Source organism: Streptococcus equi subsp. zooepidemicus (genome assembly GCF_015689395.1).
Taxonomy (GTDB): domain Bacteria; phylum Bacillota; class Bacilli; order Lactobacillales; family Streptococcaceae; genus Streptococcus; species Streptococcus equi.
Map to the genome: position 1 here is coordinate 952,702 of NZ_CP065054.1, position 21,195 is coordinate 973,896.

Annotated in this window: 20 protein-coding genes; 18 read left to right on the forward strand and 2 right to left on the reverse strand. The window is 41.4% G+C overall.

Annotated features, from left to right (window positions below):
* Window positions 1-158: 158 nt before the first annotated feature.
* The gene (locus I2432_RS04450; RefSeq protein WP_206158876.1) at window positions 159-1,112 is read right to left on the reverse strand and encodes an IS30 family transposase; all 954 of its coding nucleotides are present in this window, start codon (window positions 1,110-1,112) and stop codon (window positions 159-161) included.
* A gap of 205 nt (window positions 1,113-1,317) precedes the next feature.
* Here I2432_RS04450 and I2432_RS04455 point away from each other — a divergent pair, with 205 nt between their 5' ends.
* The 3 genes from I2432_RS04455 to rpsU all read left to right on the forward strand — a co-directional run bounded on the left by I2432_RS04455 (window position 1,318) and on the right by rpsU (window position 3,655).
* Window positions 1,318-2,433 (forward strand): aminotransferase, encoded by a 1,116-nt coding sequence (locus tag I2432_RS04455; RefSeq protein ID WP_043038906.1) that lies wholly within the window; start codon window positions 1,318-1,320, stop codon window positions 2,431-2,433.
* A gap of 67 nt (window positions 2,434-2,500) precedes the next feature.
* On the forward strand, window positions 2,501-3,313 hold the full coding sequence (locus I2432_RS04460; RefSeq protein ID WP_206159023.1) for a transporter substrate-binding domain-containing protein: 813 nt from the start codon (window positions 2,501-2,503) through the stop codon (window positions 3,311-3,313).
* Window positions 3,314-3,478: 165 nt separating this feature from the next.
* Complete coding sequence (rpsU, locus tag I2432_RS04465; protein ID WP_000048058.1) at window positions 3,479-3,655, forward strand: 30S ribosomal protein S21; 177 nt, start codon at window positions 3,479-3,481, stop codon at window positions 3,653-3,655.
* A 225-nt stretch (window positions 3,656-3,880) separates the two neighbouring features.
* On the opposite strand, the gene mscL is transcribed toward rpsU, so the two are convergent.
* Window positions 3,881-4,255, reverse strand: a complete 375-nt coding sequence (mscL, locus tag I2432_RS04470; RefSeq protein ID WP_037578608.1) for a large conductance mechanosensitive channel protein MscL — start codon at window positions 4,253-4,255, stop codon at window positions 3,881-3,883.
* A 246-nt stretch (window positions 4,256-4,501) separates the two neighbouring features.
* Between mscL and dnaG the strand changes: the two genes are divergently transcribed.
* The 15 genes from dnaG (at window position 4,502) to I2432_RS04545 (ending at window position 21,115) form a co-directional block, all read left to right on the forward strand.
* Window positions 4,502-6,316 carry a DNA primase gene (gene dnaG / locus I2432_RS04475; protein WP_206159076.1) on the forward strand — a complete coding sequence of 605 codons (1,815 nt, stop codon included), beginning with the start codon at window positions 4,502-4,504 and terminating at the stop codon, window positions 6,314-6,316.
* Between the two features lie 8 nt (window positions 6,317-6,324).
* A complete protein-coding gene (gene rpoD / locus I2432_RS04480) occupies window positions 6,325-7,434 on the forward strand; it encodes an RNA polymerase sigma factor RpoD (RefSeq protein WP_012678079.1) in 1,110 nt (369 codons plus the stop codon).
* Between the two features lie 398 nt (window positions 7,435-7,832).
* Window positions 7,833-8,171, forward strand: a complete 339-nt coding sequence (locus I2432_RS04485; protein WP_042670527.1) for a metal-sulfur cluster assembly factor — start codon at window positions 7,833-7,835, stop codon at window positions 8,169-8,171.
* 140 nt (window positions 8,172-8,311) lie between these two features.
* Complete coding sequence (gene rfbD, locus I2432_RS04490; protein WP_206159024.1) at window positions 8,312-9,160, forward strand: dTDP-4-dehydrorhamnose reductase; 849 nt, start codon at window positions 8,312-8,314, stop codon at window positions 9,158-9,160.
* A gap of 124 nt (window positions 9,161-9,284) precedes the next feature.
* Window positions 9,285-10,439, forward strand: a complete 1,155-nt coding sequence (cps2T, locus tag I2432_RS04495; protein ID WP_165622540.1) for a beta 1-4 rhamnosyltransferase Cps2T — start codon at window positions 9,285-9,287, stop codon at window positions 10,437-10,439.
* Window positions 10,429-11,364: a glycosyltransferase family 2 protein gene (locus I2432_RS04500; protein ID WP_206159025.1), complete on the forward strand. Its 936-nt coding sequence runs from the start codon at window positions 10,429-10,431 to the stop codon at window positions 11,362-11,364. Before cps2T ends, I2432_RS04500 begins: the two co-directional genes overlap by 11 nt.
* Window positions 11,364-12,167, forward strand: coding sequence for an ABC transporter permease (locus I2432_RS04505; RefSeq protein ID WP_012678074.1), 804 nt, complete (start codon window positions 11,364-11,366; stop codon window positions 12,165-12,167). The genes I2432_RS04500 and I2432_RS04505 overlap by 1 nt, the downstream gene beginning before the upstream one ends.
* Window positions 12,167-13,375 (forward strand): ABC transporter ATP-binding protein, encoded by a 1,209-nt coding sequence (locus I2432_RS04510; RefSeq protein WP_206159026.1) that lies wholly within the window; start codon window positions 12,167-12,169, stop codon window positions 13,373-13,375. The genes I2432_RS04505 and I2432_RS04510 overlap by 1 nt, the downstream gene beginning before the upstream one ends.
* Before the next feature lie 20 nt (window positions 13,376-13,395).
* Entirely contained in the window at window positions 13,396-14,403 is a 1,008-nt protein-coding gene (locus I2432_RS04515) for a glycosyltransferase family 2 protein (protein WP_206159027.1), read from the forward strand.
* Window positions 14,400-16,145, forward strand: coding sequence for a rhamnan synthesis F family protein (locus I2432_RS04520; protein ID WP_206159028.1), 1,746 nt, complete (start codon window positions 14,400-14,402; stop codon window positions 16,143-16,145). The genes I2432_RS04515 and I2432_RS04520 overlap by 4 nt, the downstream gene beginning before the upstream one ends.
* Window positions 16,146-16,174: 29 nt before the next feature.
* Window positions 16,175-16,864, forward strand: a complete 690-nt coding sequence (locus tag I2432_RS04525; protein WP_012515476.1) for a glycosyltransferase family 2 protein — start codon at window positions 16,175-16,177, stop codon at window positions 16,862-16,864.
* Between the two features lie 4 nt (window positions 16,865-16,868).
* Entirely contained in the window at window positions 16,869-17,225 is a 357-nt protein-coding gene (locus I2432_RS04530; RefSeq protein ID WP_014622762.1) for a DUF2304 domain-containing protein, read from the forward strand.
* The gene (locus I2432_RS04535) at window positions 17,209-18,450 is read left to right on the forward strand and encodes a lipopolysaccharide biosynthesis protein (RefSeq protein ID WP_206159029.1); all 1,242 of its coding nucleotides are present in this window, start codon (window positions 17,209-17,211) and stop codon (window positions 18,448-18,450) included. Before I2432_RS04530 ends, I2432_RS04535 begins: the two co-directional genes overlap by 17 nt.
* Window positions 18,451-18,453: 3 nt before the next feature.
* Entirely contained in the window at window positions 18,454-19,938 is a 1,485-nt protein-coding gene (locus tag I2432_RS04540; RefSeq protein WP_206159030.1) for a DUF2142 domain-containing protein, read from the forward strand.
* 13 nt (window positions 19,939-19,951) lie between these two features.
* Complete coding sequence (locus tag I2432_RS04545; RefSeq protein ID WP_206159031.1) at window positions 19,952-21,115, forward strand: glycosyltransferase family 4 protein; 1,164 nt, start codon at window positions 19,952-19,954, stop codon at window positions 21,113-21,115.
* The last annotated feature ends 80 nt before the right edge of the window (window positions 21,116-21,195 follow it).

The following is a 21,195-nucleotide window of genomic DNA, read 5'->3' on the forward strand; positions in this document are numbered from 1 at the left end:
ATTCTTATCTCAATTAATGATACGAGCTATCAGGCTCCTAATCCCACTGATTGGTGGGCTAGGAGCTTTTTTATGTGATTTTTGCTTTATTAAGTGGCCTTTTAGGCGATACAAATCAGGACTAACTGTTAGACAGAACGCCAAATTTCAAGTTCAAGTTAGCCAGTCTGTAAAAACTCTTTAGGAGATTTATAATTGAATAGTTTCTTTGGATAGTTGTTAATCCAGTTTTCAATAAATGCGACTTGTTGTTGAGTCGCATTTTTACTTCCCTTAGGTAACCAACGCCGGATGAGTCTGTTATGATTCTCGTTAGTTCCACGCTCCCAAGAAGAATACGGGTGGGCATAGTAGATATGATCAGGGTCAAAAACTTCTGCTAAACGACTGAATTCAGCTCCGTTATCAGCTGTGATGGAATTAATCTGATAATCTCTGAGGATAGTTTTCAGAGCTTTGTTCACTGAAGACGCAGACTTATCTGGAATGAGTCGGATGATTTGATAACGACTCTTTCTATCGATTAGAGTCAACAGACACTCGTTTTTTGCCCGAGTTTGAATAACCGTATCCATTTCAAAATCACCGATATTCTCACGCTTATTAATGCTTTCAGGTCGTTCCTCAATAGACTTTCCAGCTGGCTTAAAATTGGGACTGGCATGCTTTTTCTTAGCTTTCTCTTTTCGAGGATAAAGCATGTCAGCCTTGGTCAATCCTAAGTGGCCATGATGAATCCAGTAGTAAATGGTGGAGATGGGAACAGGTATCCCTTTTGCCTTAACCATCATCTCAGGAGAGTATTTTTGTTTGATGTAGTGAGTCATCTTTTCTTTGAGTTCCTTCGTTAGGGAGACCTGCTTAACAGAGCGTTTACGATTGTTTTGATAGGCTTTTTGAGCGAAGTCAGCTGAGTAAATCACTTCAAATTTTCCTTTACGCACTTGTTGTCTAACTTGACCACGTTTGACTTCGTTGTGAATGGTTTGAGGAGCTTTAGCCAATCTCCTAGCGATTTCACGATTTGAGAGCTCTTCTTGAAGCCAACGTTCAATCATTCTACGTTCAGTTAGTGTCAAATGTTTACTTTTTGGTGTATAATAGTGTTGCATCTCAGAGTCTTTCTAATTGTTGTTGTGGTGATTACAATTATATCTCTCTGAGATGTTTTTTGATACCCTTAGGTGGCTAACTTCATTTTAGAACTTTCCTGTTAGACAGAACATGATTCTTATCAAAAAAGAACAGTTTCTGACTTGACAACTGTATTTTTATGCGATATCGTAATAAATATTACGTAAGAAATAGGGTGATCTTATGAAACTACCGGTATTTGGTGTGGAAGAGTGGCTAAATCAGCATGAAAAAAGTGCTGTATACGATATTGCTGGCTCGTCTATTGCTTCATTAACTCTTGAGGAGCTCTTTGATTTAACACAAGAACAGCCTCAAGTCTTTTACCAGCAGCTGCATCAAAAGCCATTAGACTATGGCTGGATAGAAGGCTCTCCTGACTTTAAGCAGGCAGTGGCAGGGCTTTATCAGCAGCAGAAAGCTAGAAATATCTTGCAAACCAATGGGGCAACAGGTGCTAATTTTTTGGTTATTTATGCACTGCTTGAAGCAGGTGATCATGTGATTGCTCACTATCCTAGCTATCAGCAGCTATATGATATTCCAGCTTCTCTTGGAGTGGAGGTTGATTATTGGCAGATCAGAGAGGAGCAGGCTTGGCTGCCAGACCTTAATGAGCTAGGTGCCATGATTCGTCCCAACACAAAAATGATCATGATCAACAATGCCAACAACCCAACAGGTGCCTATATGACCAAGCCCTATTTAGAGGAGCTCATCAATATTGCTAGAGAGCATGATATTTACCTGCTAAGTGATGAGGTTTATCATTCCTTTGCCTCTGATCATCTTTTAGCGGTGGCAGATTTGTATGATAAGGGGATTACTGTTAATAGCATGTCAAAAACCTTTTCGATTCCGGGCATTCGGGTTGGCTGGGTGGCTGCTTCTGAGACCATCTGTGATCAGCTTAGGCTATATCGAGATTACACAATGATCTGTGCAGGTGTTTTTGATGATATGGTGGCTTCGCTAGCCTTGAAGCATGCTGACAAGCTATTGCAGCGCAATCAAGCCATTGTCAGGACTAACCTTGCTATCTTAGAGGACTGGATAACAGGTGAAGCTAAGGCCTCCTACCATAGACCGAATGAGGTCTCAACGGCCTTTGTTAGGCTAGATATAGATGAGGACATTGAAGCCTTTGCTTTGAGGCTGCTGGAGGATTACGGTACCTTGGTCGTTCCGGGAAATCGCTTTAATCAAGCAAATCATGTGAGAATCGGCTATTGCTGTCAGCCGCAGGTTCTACAGGCAGGATTAAGCAGACTATCGCAGTGCTTGAAAAATATTCAATAAAAACTTGACTGTTGAATAATAATGCAATATAATAAGGTTCATCAACAAGAAAAGGAATAATTATAATATGAACATGAAGCGATTATTAGTTGGAGCACTTGCTATGGTATCTATTTTTGCTTTGGCAGCTTGTGGCCAAGCTAACAAGACGAGCCTTCAAGACAGGATCCAGGAAAAGGGAAAGCTGGTGGTTGCTGTTAGTCCTGACTATGCCCCTTTTGAGTTTAAGGCCTTGGTTGATGGCAAGGATACTATTGTTGGGGCAGATATTGAGCTGGCCCAGGCCATTGCTGATGAGCTAGGGGTTAAGCTAGAGCTCTCTGCCATGAATTTTGATAATGTCTTATCCAGCCTGCAAACCGGTAAGGCAGATATAGCGATTTCTGGCTTGTCCTACACCAAAGAGCGCGCCAAGGTGTATGATTTTTCTGAGGCTTATTATGAAACAGAAAATGCTATTTTAGTGAAAGCATCAGATGCCAAGCGTTATGCTAATAAGGATAGCTTAGCTGGCAAAAAGGTAGCTGTTCAAAAAGGCAGCATCGAGGAGGGCCTAGTCAAGGAGCAACTTAATAAAGCCAACTGTGTTTCTCTAACTGTGATGGGCGAGGCTATTAACGAATTGAAATCTGGGCAGGTGCAGGCTGTTGATTTGGAAGCACCAGTAGCTGCAGGCTTTTTAGCTCAACATAAAGACCTGGCTTTAGCACCATTTAAATTGCAGACAAGTGATGGCGATGCTAAGGCTGTGGCTATGCCAAAGGGGAGTGATGACCTAAGGCAAACCATTAATAAGGTGATCAAGCAATTAAACAAGGATGACAAATACAAGGCCTTTATTCAAGAAGCAGCATTATTAACAGGAAATGCAGTAGAATAGCCTTGATAAGTGATCTATCTATTAGCCTAATGTAGTAGCTAATTTTAGGGTGTTTTTTTAAAGAATGACCTCAAAATCAAGAAAAGATCATTGACTTTTTCCGAAAAATCATGTAAGATAAGCTAGAACGTGAAAATGTTACAATATCTTGAGGAGGTGAAACATATGTCAAAAACAGTAGTACGTAAGAATGAATCGCTTGATGATGCTCTTCGTCGTTTCAAACGTTCTGTTACTAAAGCTGGTACTCTTCAAGAATCACGCAAGCGTGAATTCTACGAAAAACCTTCTGTAAAGCGTAAACGCAAATCAGAAGCAGCTCGCAAACGTAAAAAATTCTAATCATCATAAAAAAGGCGGCCCTTTATCGGCGGCCTTAATGTGAAGGCAAACCAGTACAAAGGTACTAGTTTGTCTTTTTTTACCTCAGCCTGCTGCTGATAAAAAGAGCAATAATATGCTAAAACAGCGAATAGAGCAAGCCTATTATGCTTTTGAACGCTAAGTGCTTTATGTTTGTATATCAAAAAGCAGCCGGACAGGTCCAGCTGCTATAAGAGCTTTGAGTTATTTTTTGGCTAATAAATCACGTATGTCAAGTAATAATTCTTCCTGGGTTGGTGTTTTTGGCTTAGCAGGCTCTTCTTCTACCTTTTTAGGCATTGCTTTTTGGGCGACCTTAACCACGAAGAAAAGGCTGGTACCGACAATTAAAAAGTTGATAATGGCACTTAGAAAGCTGCCATACTTAACACCATTCCAAGCGAGCTGAGCAATGTTTTCCACATTTGCGGCCTTCAAGGCTGGATTTAGGATCAGCGGTGTGATGATGTCGTTGACAAATGATGTGACAATAGCGCTAAAGGCACTCCCAACAATCACTGCAACTGCTAGGTCGATAATATTCCCTCTAAATAAAAATGCTTTTAATTCTTTGAGCATGATTGACTCCCCTTTTTTCAGATAATCTTATCATAGCACAAATAGGTCAAAAAGGCTAATAGAAGAGCTTATCAAGGACTGATGAGCTACTCAATATTGCACTGCTAGTCAAGCTAGTGATCATAAGAGACGTCAATGCTTTAGCATAGCTCATTGCTTGATGTAGTAGGCTTTAGATGATTAAGGATTGTGCTTTTACAATTTACAAAGCCCACTTTCAATGGTATAATGAAATGTAAATTTACAATGGGCTTTTTGTGGGGAGGTGACGGTTTGGCTATTGACAAAGAGATGATTTCTCAGATCAAGCATAATGTCAATATTGTTGATGTTATTGGAGAAGTTGTCCATCTATCGCGTGCTGGTCGGCACTACCTTGGATTGTGTCCCTTTCATAAAGAAAAAACCCCCTCTTTTAATGTCATCGAAGATAGACAGTTCTTTCACTGCTTTGGCTGCGGTAAGTCGGGGGATGTTTTTAAGTTTATTGAGGAATATCGGCAGGTTCCCTTTTTAGAAAGTGTTCAGATTGTGGCTGATAAGGCCGGTATGGCAGTTACTATTGCTCCAAGTCAGGCTAGCCTGGGCCAAAAGCAGCACCCCCACCAGGCTTTAATTGACCTTCATGAAGATGCTGCTAAGTTTTACCATGCGGTTTTGATGACCACAAAGATCGGCCATCAGGCTAAGGAGTACCTTTATCAAAGAGGGCTTGATGATCAGCTGATAGAGCATTTTCGGATTGGCTTGGCGCCTAACGAGATGGACTACCTTTATCAGGCTTTGTCAAAAAAGTATACTGAGGCGCAATTAACAGCCTCAGGCTTGTTTCATGTTTCTGAACAATCAAATGCTATTTATGATGCCTTTCGTCATCGAATCATGTTTCCCTTATGTGATGATAAGGGCAATATTATTGCTTTTTCAGGACGTATCTGGGCAAGAGAGGATATAGAAAAGCAGCAGGCCAAGTATAAAAATTCAAGGGCTACGGTCCTATTTAACAAGTCCTATGAGCTTTACCACCTTGATAAGGCCAAGCCGGTAATCGCTAAGACTCATGAGGTCTTTTTGATGGAAGGCTTTATGGACGTTATTGCAGCCTATCGGGCAGGCTATGGCAATACTGTTGCCTCTATGGGGACAGCCTTGACGCCAGAGCATGTTAGGCATCTCAAGCAGCTGACACAAAAGGTTGTATTGACCTATGATGGTGACGACGCCGGGCAAAATGCTATTGCCAAGTCTCTTGAGCTACTGACAGATTTTCAAGTGGAGATCGTGAAAATACCAAATAGAATGGATCCTGATGAATTTGTTCAGCAGCATTCACCAGAGGCTCTAGCAGAATTGCTCCAGCACTCGCGCATTAGCAGTGTTGAGTTTTTGATTGATCACCTGAAGCCTGAAAATATGGATAACCTGCAATCACAAATTGCTTATGTGGAGCATATATCACAGATTATTGCTCAAGCACCCTCAATCACCGCACAAAATTCGTATATTAATAAGGTGGCTGATTTGCTGCCGGATTTTGATTATTTTCAGGTGGAGCAATCGGTAAATGCTTTAAGGCTACAAGATAGGCAAAGCTTACAACAAGGACAGGCTAGTCAACCAAAGGCATCTCTAGTAACCTTACCGATTAACAAAAGTATGACAGCCTTGGCTAAAACAGAAAGTCACCTCCTGCATCGCCTGCTTCATCACGACTATTTGCTCAATGAATTTCGTCATCGGCCGGATTTTTATTTTGATACACCAGCCCTTCAGACGCTTTATGAGCAGCTAAAGGCCACAGGGCAGATTACCTCCTATGACCTATCGCAGCTTTCTGAAGAGGCTAACCAAGCCTATTACCGGGTTTTAGAGGAAAATCTCCCTGATGAGATAGCTAGCGGTGAGGTCGAGGATATTTTATCAAGGCAAATGACATTGCTAAAGCAAAGAGAGCTGCATAAGCAGAGAAAGCAGATTAGGGAATCTAGCAGTAAGGGTGACCACCAGATGGCTCTAGAGGCTTTAGAGCGTTTCATTGCTGAAAAAAGAAAAATGGAATAGAGGAAAATATGGCAAAAGAAAAAGAAATTACAACCTTTAATGTTCAAGTTGCAGAGTTTATTCGTCATCATAAAAAGGAAGGAACAGCGACTGATGATGAGGTCACAGAAAAACTCGTGATTCCATTTACCTTAGATGCTGACCAAATTGATGATTTGCTTGAGCGCTTGACAGATGGTGGCATTTCTATTACCGATAAGGAAGGAAATCCCTCATCTAAATACGTCGTTGAAGAGCCTAAGCCAGAGGAGCTGACAGATGAGGAGCTTATCGGAAGTAATTCAGCCAAGGTCAATGATCCTGTGCGCATGTATCTCAAGGAGATCGGTGTGGTGCCGCTGCTGACAAGTGATGAGGAAAAGGTTTTAGCGGTTGCAGTAGCCGCTGGCGACATGGAGGCTAAGCAGCGTCTTGCTGAGGCCAATCTGCGCTTGGTGGTGTCAATTGCAAAGCGTTATGTGGGGCGTGGCATGCAATTTCTTGATTTGATTCAAGAAGGTAACATGGGCTTGATGAAGGCTGTTGACAAGTTTGATTATTCCAAGGGCTTCAAGTTTTCGACCTATGCGACCTGGTGGATTCGTCAGGCCATTACTCGTGCCATTGCAGATCAGGCGCGTACGATTCGGATTCCTGTGCATATGGTGGAAACCATTAATAAGCTAGTGCGAGAGCAGCGCAACCTCCTTCAAGAATTGGGACAGGATCCTACTCCAGAGCAGATTGCAGAGCGTATGGAAATGACACCTGATAAGGTACGTGAAATTTTGAAAATCGCTCAGGAGCCAGTGTCTCTTGAAACACCAATCGGTGAAGAGGATGACAGTCATTTAGGTGATTTTATTGAAGATGAAGTGATTGAAAATCCTGTTGATTACACAACTCGTGTAGTTCTTCGTGAGCAATTAGACGAAGTGCTTGATACGCTGACAGATCGTGAGGAAAATGTTCTTCGCCTGCGCTTTGGGCTTGATGATGGGAAAATGCGTACATTAGAGGACGTTGGGAAGGTCTTCAATGTCACTCGTGAACGAATTCGTCAAATTGAGGCTAAGGCTTTGCGTAAGCTCCGCCACCCAAGCCGCAGCAAGCAGCTCAGAGACTTCATTGAGGATTAAAAAGGTCCAGTGGACCTTTTTAACGGCGAGCCAGAAACAAAAAACGAGCCCGAAATGACGTGGACCTTTTTAACGGCGAGCCAGAAACAAAAAACGAGCCCGAAATGACGTGGATCTTTCTAACGGCGAGCTAGAAACGAAAAACGAGTCTCAAAGGCAGCTGTTTTTTTACAGCGAGTGCTACGCTGCAAATGATTCCGACTCTAGTCGCTGGTTTACGATGCTTTTAATAATCAGTGACTAGGGGCAAGATCTGTGCAGGATTGGGTAAAAAGCTGCAAAGATCAGTCAGTTTTGGCTGTCATAGGGTGTATTGTGGGCTGTATGCGTTGGTTTTCTTGGGCTAGTGGCTGTTTTGGAGTCACATGAAGTCTTTGACAAAAGGGAAAGGAATGGCTATGACTGAAACACCAAAATACACAGAAGAACAGGTTACAGCAATCAAGGATCGGATTCTTGAAGCCTTGGAAACGGTTATTGATCCGGAGTTAGGTATTGACATTGTGAATTTAGGCTTGGTCTATGAGATTCGTTTTGATGACAATGGTCATACCGAGATTGATATGACCTTGACCACAATGGGCTGTCCTTTGGCAGATTTATTGACCGATCACATTCATGATGCGATGAGAGACGTTCCAGAGGTGACCAAGGTTGAGGTAAAGCTGGTCTGGTATCCTGTTTGGAGCGTCGAAAAGATGAGCCGCTATGCAAGAATTGCCCTAGGTATTCGGTAGCTAGATAAAAAGCAAGGCTGATACGATACCACAACAAAGGCCCTGCTAGGGTCAGCTGATCAAAAAAGCCTCTCTTAGGATTAGATGAGAGTGAGCTGTGTGATTGGCTCAAAGAGATAAGGCCTTTAAAAGGAGAAAAGATGATTTTAATTACGGGAAGCAATGGTCAATTAGGAACAGAGCTTCGTTATCTTTTAGACGAACGAAGCGTCGATTATGTTGCTGTTGATGTTGCTGAAATGGATATTACCAACGCAACTAAGGTAGAGGAGGTCTTTGCTCAGCTCAAGCCTAGCTTGGTTTATCACTGTGCAGCCTACACAGCAGTTGATGCTGCTGAAGAGGAAGGAAAAGCGCTGAATGAAGCCATCAACGTAACTGGTACTGAGCATATTGCCAAAGCTTGTGAGCGCTACGGGGCGACCTTGGTTTATATTTCAACGGATTATGTTTTTGATGGCAAAAAGCCAGCTGGTCAGGAATGGCTAGAAACAGATACTCCTGATCCTCAAACAGAGTATGGGCGTGCTAAGCGCTTAGGGGAGCTGGCTGTTGAGCGATATACCAAGCAATTTTACATTATTCGGACTGCATGGGTGTTTGGGCATTATGGTAAGAATTTTGTGTTTACCATGCAAAATCTTGCTAAGACCCACTCTCGCCTGACAGTCGTCAATGATCAGCATGGGCGTCCAACCTGGACGAGGACCTTGGCTGAGTTTATGTGCCATCTAGCAGACAATCGCAAGCCTTATGGCTATTATCATTTGTCAAATGATGCTAAAGAAGACACCACTTGGTATGATTTTGCTAGAGAAATCTTAAAAGAGACAGCTGTCGAGGTTGTGCCTGTGGATTCATCGGCTTTTCCTGCTAAAGCCAAAAGACCCTTTAACTCAACCATGAATCTTGATAAGGCTAAGGCAACTGGTTTTGTGATTCCTACCTGGCAAGAAGCCCTGGAGGCCTTTTACAAGCAACAGCAATGAATAAGTGATAGCACTAAGGAGCTGATCTAGGAGATTGGCTCTCTTTTCATGGATTTTATGTCGCATAAGACCTGTTTATATGGTATAATACTACTAATTATATTTTAGAATGGGGCAGTGTGCTATGCAGGATGTTTTCATCATTGGAAGTCGCGGGTTACCAGCAAAGTATGGTGGTTTTGAGACCTTTGTTGAAGAATTAGTCACTAATCAGACCAACAAAAGCATTACCTATCATATTGCCTGCTTGAGCGATAGCAAGCACAAGGAGCATTTTGTGTACAAGGGAGCAGATTGTTTTTATATCAATCCTCCTAAGCTCGGTCCAGCTAGAGTGATTGCTTATGATATGATGGCTATTAGTCACGCTTTAGCTTATATTGATAGGTATCATATTCAAAAGCCTATTTTTTATGTTCTAGGCAATACCATTGGAGGCTTTATTGCCCCCTTTGCAAAGCAGATTCACCAGCGTGGTGGGCGTTTGTTGATTAATCCTGATGGGCTGGAATGGAAGCGTTCCAAGTGGTCTAAGCCTGTTCAGCAATACCTGAAATACGCTGAAAAGCAAATGACAAAGCATGCTGATTTGGTCATCTCAGATAATATTGGCATTGAAGCCTACATCAAAAAGTCTTATCCTTGGGCAAAAACGACTTTTATTGCCTATGGGACAGAAATAGGGCGGTCTTGTTTGTCTACATCAGATGAAAAAGTCAGAACTTACTTTCAAACATTTGAGATAACAGAAAACCAATACTATTTGATTTTGGGGCGCTTTGTTCCTGAAAACAACTATGAAACAGCCATTAGAGAGTTTATGGCATCATCTACTCAGCGGGATTTGGTTATTATTTGCAACCATGACAAAAATCCTTATTTTGAGCGGCTGGTTAGTGCAACTGGCTGTGATAAGGACGCGCGTGTAAAATTTATTGGAACACAATATGACAAGCAGCTTTTAGCTTATATTCGTGAGCATGCTTTTGCTTATATTCATGGGCATGAGGTTGGAGGTACCAATCCAGGTCTTTTGGAGGCCCTAGCCCATACCCAGCTTAATTTGGTTTTGGGAGTGACCTTTAACCAATCGGTTGCTAAAACAGCAGCCCTTTATTGGACAAAAGAAAAGGGCAGCCTTACTGGACTGATCAACAGGGTTGATCAAAAGGAATCGTTTGCTGATTTGGGAGAAAAAGCTAAGCAAATCATTGCCAAAGAATATACCTGGGAGAAAATTGTAGGAGAGTATGAGGCCTTATTTTTAGATGAAGATTAATATTTTAATGTCTACCTACAACGGGGCGCGGTTTTTAGCAGAGCAAATGCAAAGCATTCAAAGGCAGACGGTTCAGGATTGGACCTTATTGGTCAGAGATGATGGGTCTACTGATAAAACGCTTGCCATCATTCAGGCTTTTGCTAAAAATGATCCGCGAATTCGCTTGATTAATGCTGATGTCCAAGAAAACCTCGGTGTGATTCAAAGCTTTTACACCCTTTTAACGTATGAAAAGGCAGATATTTATTTTTTCAGTGACCAAGATGATGTGTGGTTAGACAATAAATTAGAGTTCACTCTGGCAGAAGCGCAAAAGCACAAGGTAAGTGAGCCTTTACTGGTCTACACAGACCTAAAGGTGGTCAATCAAGACTTAGAAGTATGTCATGAGAGCATGATCCAAACACAATCACATCATGCCAATACTCAGCTCGTTCAGGAGTTGACTGAAAACACCGTTACAGGCGGCACCATGATGATTAATCATGCCTTAGCAAAGCAGTGGCTGAGCTGTGAGCATGTAGTGATGCACGACTGGTATTTAGCCTTGATTGCAGCAGCGCAGGGAGAGCTTGTTTATCTAGATGTGGCAACAGAGCTCTATCGTCAGCATGATGCTAATGTTTTAGGGGCAAGAACCTGGTCTAAGCGACTGAAGCAGTGGCGTAAGCCCCATAAGCTCATAGAGAAGTATTGGTGGCTTATTGTTTCTAGTCAACATCAAGCAAGACAATTGCTGGACTTGCAGCTAAAGCCGACTGACAGAAGACTGATTGAGGCTTACGTCGGACTTTTGGATAAGCCTTTCTATCAGCGTCTATCTGATTTAAAGGCTTATGGCTTTCGGAAAAATCGTGCCTTTCATACCCTTGTTTTTATGGCATTGATAATGACCAAATTTGGCTATAGGAGAAAAGAATAATGGAATTATTGAGTAAAAAGAATCGTATTCTTTTGAAAGAGCTTGTTAAAACAGACTTTAAACTAAGGTATCAGGGCAGTGCTATTGGTTATTTGTGGTCTATCTTAAAGCCTTTGATGATGTTTACCATCATGTATTTGGTGTTTATCAGGTTTTTGCGAACTGGTGGTGACGTTCCTCATTTTCCGGTTGCTCTCTTACTTGCTAATGTGATTTGGTCCTTTTTCTCAGAAGCAACCAGTATGGGAATGGTCTCTATTGTATCGCGAGGAGACCTGCTTAGAAAATTGAATTTTTCAAAGCATACTATCGTTTTTTCAGCAGTTTTAGGAGCATTGATTAACTTTTCAATCAACCTATTAGTGGTTTTGGTTTTTGCAGCTATCAATGGAGTTACTTTATCTCCTCACGCTTATCTGGCCTTACCACTCTTTGTTGAGCTGGCTGTTCTTACAGTTGGTGTGGCCTTGATGCTTTCCACCGTCTTTGTTTATTATCGTGATTTGGCTCAGGTTTGGGAGGTTCTATTGCAGGCAGGTATGTACGTGACCCCCATCATCTACCCGATTACCTTTGTGTTTGACCGACACCCTCTTGCTGCCAAGATATTGATGCTTAATCCTTTAGCACAGATTATTCAAGACTTGCGGTATCTGCTGATTGACAGAGCGAATGTAACGATTTGGCAAATGTCTACAAATTGGTGCTATATCATCATTCCTTACCTCATTCCATTTGTCCTATTAGCACTTGGGGTAGCAGTGTTTAATAAAAATGCTAAGAAGTTTGCGGAGATTATCTAATGGCTAATAAAGAAATTGCAGTAACAGTTGATCATGTCAGTAAGTCCTTTAAGCTGCCAACAGAGGCAACCAAGAGCTTTCGTACTGCTCTTGTTAACCGATTTAAAGGCATTAAGGGCTATACCGAGCAGCATGTGCTAAGGGATATTAGCTTTGACGTGTATAAGGGTGATTTTTTTGGCATCGTTGGACGAAATGGCTCTGGAAAATCAACCTTATTAAAAATTATTTCTCAAATTTATGTTCCAGAAAAAGGACAGGTCACAGTTGAAGGGAAAATGGTGTCCTTCATCGAGCTTGGTGTTGGCTTTAATCCTGAGTTGACTGGGCGTGAAAATGTCTACATGAATGGCGCGATGCTGGGCTTTACCACAGAAGAGGTTGACGATATGTATGATGATATCGTTGACTTTGCTGAGCTGCATGATTTCATGAATCAAAAATTAAAAAATTATTCCTCAGGCATGCAGGTTCGTCTTGCTTTTTCTGTCGCTATCAAGGCACAGGGAGATGTGCTGATTCTTGATGAGGTGTTAGCTGTTGGTGATGAGGCCTTTCAGCGAAAATGCAATGACTACTTCATGGAGCGCAAGGAGAGTGGCAAGACTACTATACTAGTGACCCATGATATGGGTGCTGTCAAAAAATACTGCAATCGCGCAGTTCTCATCGAAAATGGCCTTGTCAAGGCTTATGGTGAGCCCTTTGATGTCGCTAACCAATACAGTGTTGATAATACTGAATTGAAAAATGCTGAGCAAGGAGCTGTTGCTGAGCCTGTGTCTGATTTGGCAAGCCAGCTAGAGGTGAGATTGACCTCTAAGCCAAGCCTTAGTCCAGATGAGCCCATTTCCTTTGAGATTTCCTATCATGTCTTAAAGGACGAGCCTACCTATGTTGCCTTTTCATTGACTGATATTGACCGCAATATTTGGGTATACAATGACAATTCACAGGATCAACCGACAAGTGGTCCTGGCCACAAGAATATATCCTACCAGTGTCAGCTCTCACAGCTAAATGATATCAAATTAAAGCTTGAGGTGACCGTTCGCGATCAAAATGGGCAAATGCTGCTTTTTTCAGCAGCTAATCATTCTCCACTAATCGTGCTTCAACGACATGATATTGCTCCAGATGACCTATCTGCTTTGGACTCAGCCAGCGGCTTATATCAAAGAAATGGCAGCTGGCTCATTAATCAATAATCGTCATTAGAAAGCATCATATGAAAAAAGTTTCCATTATTTGCACCAATTATAATAAAGGACCTTGGATCGCAGAGGCCTTAGACAGCTTTTTAGCCCAACAGACAACCTTTGACGTTGAGATTATTGTCATTGATGACGCTTCAACAGACCATTCCAGACAGATCCTCATGGACTATCAAGCGAGCTTTCCAGATAGCATTCGGCTCATCGTTAATGAGGTAAATCTTGGGATTGCAAGAACCTGGGTCAAGGCTTGTTTGGAGGCAAAGGGACAGTATATTGCCAGATGTGATGGTGATGACTATTGGACTGATACTCTCAAGCTACAAAAGCAGGTTGATTTGCTGGATAGCTCACCAGATTCAAAATGGTCTAATACTGACTTTGATTTTGTAGATACTGACGGTAAGCTTATTCAGGGCAATGCCTTTGAAAGTGGCTTTACTCCCTTAACAGATACCTATGAGAAAATGCTTGCTTTAAAGGGAATGACCATGTCGTCAACCTGGCTAGTGGAGACTGAGCTGATGAGGGCAGTTAATCAACGCATTGATTTGGAGACGTCAGACGACACTTTTGACATACAATTAGAGCTGTTTCAGTCAACCTCTCTAGCCTATTTGAAGGATTCGACCACTGTTTATCGAATGACGGATAATTCAGATTCAAGGCCGGCAGCAGAGGAAAAAATGCTGGGCCGTATTCAAGGCTTGTTGGAGACCCAGCTGTCCTATTTGTCTAAATACCCTACAGCCAATATGGAAGCTATTGCAAAAGCATTACTAAAGCAGGACGCTAAAAATGAAATTCGGATTCATCAATTAAGTCATACCATTCATCAATTACGACAGACGCTTGCAGATCAGGAGGCTCTACAGGCAGAGAAGATAGATCAGCTACAGCAGCAGCTTGATCATCAAAGGCAAGAGGTTGAAGCGCTAACCCATCAATACAATTGTGTGGTTACCTCACGTCGTTGGAGGTACCTATCAAAGCTGCTTGAGCTTTTTAGGAGGAAAAAATGAAGCGTATTTTATTGTATGTGCATTTCAATAAATATCATAAGGTAAGCGATCATGTTTATTACCAGCTCGAACAGATGAGAGCCTTGTTTTCAAAGATTGTCTTAATTTCAAATAGTGATATCCATCAAGAGGACCTTGAGCAGCTTGAACAGCGGCATTTGATGGATCAGTTTATTCAACGACACAATAAAGGCTATGATTTTGCAGCTTGGCATGATGGTATGAAGGCCTTAGGCTGTGAGCACCTTGTTGATTTTGACTCAATCACGATTATGAACGATACCTGCTTTGGTCCGCTTTGGGATATGGAGCCTTATTATCTCAAATATGAAGCAGATGAAGCAGTTGATTTCTGGGGCATGACCAACAATCGAGCGACCAAGGCCTTTAAAGAGCATATTCAGAGCTATTTTATCAGCTTCAAAAAATCCCTCGTTCATAGTAAGGAATTTAGGCAGTTTTGGGAAAATATCGTTGAGCTAACAGACGTTCAAGATGTGATCCACAATTATGAAACCAGAATAACCACTGTCTTTGTGGAGGCTGGCTTTCGATACAAGACGGTATTTGATACGACCAAGGAGGACTCGTCCTCTATGCTGCATGCGGATTTCTCTTATTACAATCCGACAGCCATCTTAAAGCACCATGTGCCCTTTATCAAGGTTAAGGCTATTGACGCTAACCAGCACATTGCTCCTTACCTTTTGGATTTTATTGACCAAAAAACGTCATACCCTGCCAGCTTGATTGTGGATCACATGTCGCAGGTCCACCTACCAGATGCTAAGTATCTTCTAGCGCATAAATACCTGTCCAATCAGCCGATAAGCATTGCTCCAAGCAAGAAAATTGCTGTTCATCTTCATGTTTTTTATGCTGATTTACTGTCAGAGTTTCTAGAAGCATTTAGCCATTTTCATTTTGATTATGACTTGCTCATAACGACCGATAGCAAGGCTAAAAAGGCTGAGATTAAAGGAATTCTACGAGAAAGCGGGGCAAGTGCTGACATATTGGTGACAGGAAATATCGGTCGAGATGTCTTGCCAATGCTGACATTAAAGGAACGATTGTCTCAATATGATTATATTGGGCATTTTCATACCAAAAAATCAAAGGAAGCAGACTTTTGGGCGGGGCAATCCTGGCGTACTGAATTGATTGATATGATGGTGAAGCCGGCTGACCAAATCCTAACAACACTGGCTGCTGATGCCATCGGTATTGTGATAGCAGATATTCCAAGTTTTTTCCGTTTTAATAAAATTGTTGACGCTTGGAATGAGCACCTTATTGCCCCTGAAATGAATCAGCTTTGGCAGGCAATGGGGCTTACAAAAAGTATTGATTTTCAGACGATGGATACCTTTGTCATGAGCTATGGCACTTTTGTTTGGTTTAAATACGATGCCTTAAAGCCCTTGTTTGACTTAGACCTAAGTGAGGCTGATATTCCAGCAGAGCCTCTGCCTCAAAATTCGATCCTGCATGCCATTGAACGTCTCTTAATTTATATTGCTTGGGATAGACACTATGATTTTAGAATCTCAAGAAATGAAAAGCTATTAACACCATTTATTGATAATAAGCTCTTAAACCTGCGTGAAGGCAGTGTGCCACACACCTATGTCGATTTTGACTATATGGGAGGTATAAAAGGAGCCTTAAAATATATTGTGATCGGGCCAGCTAAGGCTATCCGTTATATCATAAAGCGATTGCTAAAAAGACGCGTTTAGACGAATGAATAGAGAGAATACTTGACGATATGAAAAAAGACTTATTGGTAATGATTCCAGCATATAACGAAGAAGAGTCGATTGAAAAAGTAGTGGAAAATATCAAAAGACATTTTCCTCAATATGATTATGTGATTATCAATGATGGCTCTTCGGATCGGACATCAGAGATATGTCATCATAACCATTACAATATCATTGATTTGCCGGAAAATCTTGGCTTATCTGGTGCTATTCAGACGGGCTTTAAGTACGCCTTTAAAAAGGGCTATGCCAAAGCACTCCAGTTTGATGCAGATGGTCAGCACTTGCCAGAGTATATTGAGGCTTTGAGTGATTCAATCAAGGCCGGTGCTGATTGTGTCATTGGATCAAGGTTTGTCAGTGCTGAAAAGAATAGATCCTTGAGAATGATGGGCAATAGCCTTATTAGCTTTTTTATCAAGCTAACCACCGGAAAGCGTATTACCGATCCGACCTCTGGTATGAGAATGTTTAATCAGGAGCTGATCAGGATTTTTGCAACTAATATTAACTATACTCCAGAGCCTGATACGATCTCCTATCTTATCCGACAAGGCTATAGGGTGAGTGAGGTTCAGGTGCAAATGAATGATAGGCTGGCTGGTCAAAGCTACCTCACTCTTTCTAGATCTATTAAATACATGGTTCACATGTTTATCTCAATTATTTTAATTCAAAACTTTAGAAAGAGGTAAGAGGATGTTTATTGGGTTACAGCTGATTTTGATCATTGTTGCATTATTAACAGCCATGTTTATACTAGACAGCATTCGCAGATCCAAAATTTTAATTGAAGATAGCTTTTTTTGGCTCTTTTTCTCTTTGATAGTGCTTTTGCTGTCACTGTTTCCAAATGCTGCGGTTTATTTTTCAAGGCTGCTAGGCTTTGAATCACCGGCAAATTTTGTTTTTCTATCAATCATTTTTTTACTTATCATCAACCAATTTTTTATCACCCAAAAATTGTCTCGGACGGAGATTAAGCTTAAAAAAATGATTCAGTATTTAGCCCTTAATGAAAAGGAAAAGCAAGAACAAGATGAAAACCAGCAGTAGGATTCAATCGGATCAGTCGATTTTTATTTGGAATGTGTTGGGAACCAGCTCGACAGCACTAATATCAGTGATTTTACTGATGATTGTGTCTCGGGTCTTATCTAAATCAGCTTCAGATACCTTTAGCTTTGCCTATGCTATTGGAAATCAGCTGATTACCATTGGCTTATTTCAGGTTAGAAACTTCCAATCAACGGATATATTACATAAGTACCACTTCAAAGACTATTTTTATACAAGACTAGTCACCTGTTTCTTGATGATAGCCATTTCAGTGCTCTATATTTATTGGGGGCACTACAGTGGATTTAAGGGGCTAGTGATTTGGCTGATTTGCTTGTATCGCTGCACAGATGCCATTTCTGATGTGTTCCAAGGAATGTTTCAACAAAGAGAGCGCTTAGATATTGCAGGCAAATCCTTGTTTTATCGAAATATGCTGGTGATTCTTGGCTTTACGCTCTGTCTGGTTCTGACCAAGCAGCTAGTCCTGTCTTTGATCGTGATATGTCTTATTTCAGTGGCTTGTATTGTGCTATTTGACATAACCCCTTCAGTTTCCTTTACGAGCCTTGAGCGTCGTATTGATGCTCAAAGCATCTTAGGGTTATTGAAGGAGAGCTTTCCCCTCTTTTTAAATGGTTTTTTACTCATTTATATCTACAACCAGCCCAAGTTTGTTTTGGAGCAGCTTTACTCAAAGCAGCTGATCCCAGTCGGTGTTCAAACAGAATTTAATATTTTGTTTATGCCTATTTTTATGATTAACCTGATTTTCTTGTTTTTAAGGCCTATGATCACTCAGCTGGCCATTTACCATTCAAAAGAGGACAAGAAGAGCTTTGCACAATTAGAGCGTCGTCTCAGTCTAGTGCTGCTATTAGCAAGCCTAGCTATCTTGCTTGCTAGCTATTTTGTGGGGCTGCCGGTGCTATCGCTTGTTTATGGTATTGATTTAAGGCATTACCAGCTTGATTTTATGCTTCTTATTTTTGGAGGGATTATCAGCACCTTTGCCACTTATATTGATAATTTGATTACCATTATCAGAAAGCAGCACTTGCTTGTGATACCTTATGTTGTGTCCTTTATCTCCTCACTAGCCATCACTGGTTCTTTGGCTAGAAGCTTTGGGGTGATTGGAGTTACCTATGGTTTTGTGATCTCAATGCTGATTTGGCTGCTATTGTCATATGGCTTGTACATTATGGAAAAAAGGAAATAGGATATGTTAGATACCTTATTTGACAAATTGAAAAGGGCTAGTAAAGCTTTGCTTGTTTTGCTTGGTGCCTTTCTTGTTTTGCTGCTTTTATATACGCAATCAACGGATTTACCCATTAAATTTTTAGTGATATTAGTTGCAATTGCTGTGCTTTTGATTATCTTTTTACCTTCAAATATCGAATATGCGACAGTGCTTATTATTGTGGTTATGGGCTCTGTCTCTGCCTTCATCTCACCGATCAATGATATTCCTGATGAGAGGGTTCACTTTGCAAGAGCTTTATACCTATCTGAGGGAAATCTTAATTTAACCAATGATGACTCAAAGCTGCTGGTGACTGATGACATTAATCTCATGGACCACAACAATGGCAAGCCCTTACGCTTTCAGCTGTGGAGCAGGGATCATACAGATGAGGACATTTCATTTAAGGAAATTCGCTCAACAAATGGCTATTATAACTTTGCTTACATACCACAGGCAATAGGCCTGTTTATTGGAAAGAGCTTAGGCTTGACCATGGGCTTGTCTTATCTTTTAGGGAGGCTTTGTAATGTTCTTGCCTATGCCATTTTGGTCTATCTTGCCCTGAGCTTGCTGACAGCAGGAAAGCAGCTGCTTGCTGTGGGGAGTCTCCTTCCAATGAATATCTATCTTGCTGGTTCCTATAATCAGGATTGTGTCTCTATTGGATTGATTATTCTGACGATTTCTTTATTTGTTCAGATGGCTACAACTGAGAAGATTCCCTTATCCAAGCTCTTTTGGTATACCCTGCTGTGCTCAATCATTACCTTTACTAAGCTGCCTTATATTTTATTGATTTTTTTACTGCTTTTTATCCCTTCCCGTCAATTTGGAGCAAAAGTCTCTCGCACGTTTCTGCTAAAGCTGTTGTCAATTCTGACAGTGCTCGCTGTGACTGTTTTTTGGTTAAAGATATATGGCCAAATCAAGTCACCTCAGGTAGATATGGCTGACTTTCTCCAGAAGGTCAATGCTAAAGAGCAGCTGCTGACTGTCTTAAGACACCCTATAGTGTATGGCTTTATGTTGCTAAGACACACGCTGGCTCATATCCTTAATCCTTCAGGGATTTACATGTTTGGTCCTTTATCATACGGTATGGTAGAGCTTATGCCAATTAGCATGGTTTATTATTTTGCTGTTGTCATCACTAATGCCAACAAACTTCAGCTACCGGCCTTATCTCGCTTTGGTATGGGCTTGATGTCTTTAGGAATAATAGGCGGTATTACCTTTAGCCTTTATTTGACCTTTACGCCAGTTGGAGACCTTAATGTGCTAGGGGTTCAAGATAGGTACTTTTTGGGTGTGATCCCTTTAGTGTTGGTCTTGCTGGCCTCTAATAACAAATACCTTGAAAAGGCCCAAGGCCTATTAAGTAATAAACAGGTTCTTATTGGCTCGCTGCTATTGATCCTAGGTATGATTACTCGAACAATGCTGCAATATTATACATAAGAAGGGAAAAGCTTTGAAAACAATAGCCATTTTTAGCGGCTTTACAAGCCCTCATCTAGGAGGAGTAGAGCGGTATACAGAAAAAATAGCGCAACAATTAGTGAGCCTAGGCTACCGTATCATCATTGTAACCAGCAACAGCCACCAGCTGAGCCCTATTGAAAGAGATCAAGCCATTACTTATTACCGATTTCCTTCAAAGCAGCTATTTAAGCAGCGCTATCCGATTTTAGATAAGAATGATCTGTATCATAGCATGCTGGCAGAGCTGATGGAAGAAAGCATTGATTTTGTGATCTGCAATACACGATTTTATTTGACAAGCCTCATGGGCTTGAAGCTAGCCAAAAGAAAAGCCCTCCCTAGTATTGTGATCGAGCATGGTGGTGGCTATGTTCAGGTGGGCGAAAATGTTAAAGGTCACCAGCTACTAGATTTGTTTGCTAAAGTCTATGAGCATGTGATTACCTTTTTTGTCAAAGCCTATCAGCCTGACTTTTATGCGGTGTCTAAGCGCAGTATGGCATGGCTCAAGACCTTTGGAATAAAAGCCAAGGGCGTCATCTACAATTCAGTTGATTCTGATCTTTATGAGGTCTTTAAGTCAAAGGCTTATTTACCAGCTTTGCAGGATAAGGTCATTATTACCTTTGCAGGTCGAGTGATCAAGGAAAAGGGGATTCTTTTGCTGCTGGAGGCTTTTGAGCAGCTGACACATAAGGACAGGGCTGTCTTGGTGGTTGCTGGAGATGGTCCCTTGCTTGCCTCGCTAAGAGACAGCTATAAAGAGGATCAGTCTATCATTTTTACAGGCAAGCTGAATTTTGCTGAGACCATGTCTTTGTTGTCCCAGTCTGATATTTTTGTGAATCCGTCCATCTATGCTGAAGGGCTTCCGACAGCTGTATTAGAGGCAGGTATGTTGAAATGTGCTGTATTAGCAACAGATAGAGGTGGTGTCAAGGAAGTGATAACGAGCCCGTCACAGGGAATCATCATTGATGATACAGTCTCTGATATTAAAAGGCAGTTGGATCATTTGATTGAGCACAAAGAAAAACGGTGTGACCTGCAAGAAGCCATTCATCAGCAGGTGCTTTCAGGCTTTACCTGGGAGGTCACTGTTCGTCAATTAGTAACAGAGGTAATCGCTTCTGAGTCAGAGAGTAATGTCTAGCTTTTAGCAGTTAGGAAAGGGTGTGACCATTATAATAACGAAGATAATTTCAAAAGCTCGCCAGTTAGTTGATCTAGAAA

Bases quoted from the DNA above. Each gene is read 5' to 3' on its own strand.
- I2432_RS04450 (WP_206158876.1), bottom strand. From the start codon at position 1,112: ATGCAACACTATTATACACCAAAAAGTAAACATTTGACACTAACTGAA.
- I2432_RS04455 (WP_043038906.1), top strand. From the start codon at position 1,318: ATGAAACTACCGGTATTTGGTGTGGAAGAGTGGCTAAATCAGCATGAA.
- I2432_RS04460 (WP_206159023.1), top strand. From the start codon at position 2,501: ATGAACATGAAGCGATTATTAGTTGGAGCACTTGCTATGGTATCTATT.
- rpsU (WP_000048058.1), top strand. From the start codon at position 3,479: ATGTCAAAAACAGTAGTACGTAAGAATGAATCGCTTGATGATGCTCTT.
- mscL (WP_037578608.1), bottom strand. From the start codon at position 4,255: ATGCTCAAAGAATTAAAAGCATTTTTATTTAGAGGGAATATTATCGAC.
- dnaG (WP_206159076.1), top strand. From the start codon at position 4,502: ATGGGCTTTTTGTGGGGAGGTGACGGTTTGGCTATTGACAAAGAGATG.
- rpoD (WP_012678079.1), top strand. From the start codon at position 6,325: ATGGCAAAAGAAAAAGAAATTACAACCTTTAATGTTCAAGTTGCAGAG.
- I2432_RS04485 (WP_042670527.1), top strand. From the start codon at position 7,833: ATGACTGAAACACCAAAATACACAGAAGAACAGGTTACAGCAATCAAG.
- rfbD (WP_206159024.1), top strand. From the start codon at position 8,312: ATGATTTTAATTACGGGAAGCAATGGTCAATTAGGAACAGAGCTTCGT.
- cps2T (WP_165622540.1), top strand. From the start codon at position 9,285: ATGCAGGATGTTTTCATCATTGGAAGTCGCGGGTTACCAGCAAAGTAT.
- I2432_RS04500 (WP_206159025.1), top strand. From the start codon at position 10,429: ATGAAGATTAATATTTTAATGTCTACCTACAACGGGGCGCGGTTTTTA.
- I2432_RS04505 (WP_012678074.1), top strand. From the start codon at position 11,364: ATGGAATTATTGAGTAAAAAGAATCGTATTCTTTTGAAAGAGCTTGTT.
- I2432_RS04510 (WP_206159026.1), top strand. From the start codon at position 12,167: ATGGCTAATAAAGAAATTGCAGTAACAGTTGATCATGTCAGTAAGTCC.
- I2432_RS04515 (WP_206159027.1), top strand. From the start codon at position 13,396: ATGAAAAAAGTTTCCATTATTTGCACCAATTATAATAAAGGACCTTGG.
- I2432_RS04520 (WP_206159028.1), top strand. From the start codon at position 14,400: ATGAAGCGTATTTTATTGTATGTGCATTTCAATAAATATCATAAGGTA.
- I2432_RS04525 (WP_012515476.1), top strand. From the start codon at position 16,175: ATGAAAAAAGACTTATTGGTAATGATTCCAGCATATAACGAAGAAGAG.
- I2432_RS04530 (WP_014622762.1), top strand. From the start codon at position 16,869: ATGTTTATTGGGTTACAGCTGATTTTGATCATTGTTGCATTATTAACA.
- I2432_RS04535 (WP_206159029.1), top strand. From the start codon at position 17,209: ATGAAAACCAGCAGTAGGATTCAATCGGATCAGTCGATTTTTATTTGG.
- I2432_RS04540 (WP_206159030.1), top strand. From the start codon at position 18,454: ATGTTAGATACCTTATTTGACAAATTGAAAAGGGCTAGTAAAGCTTTG.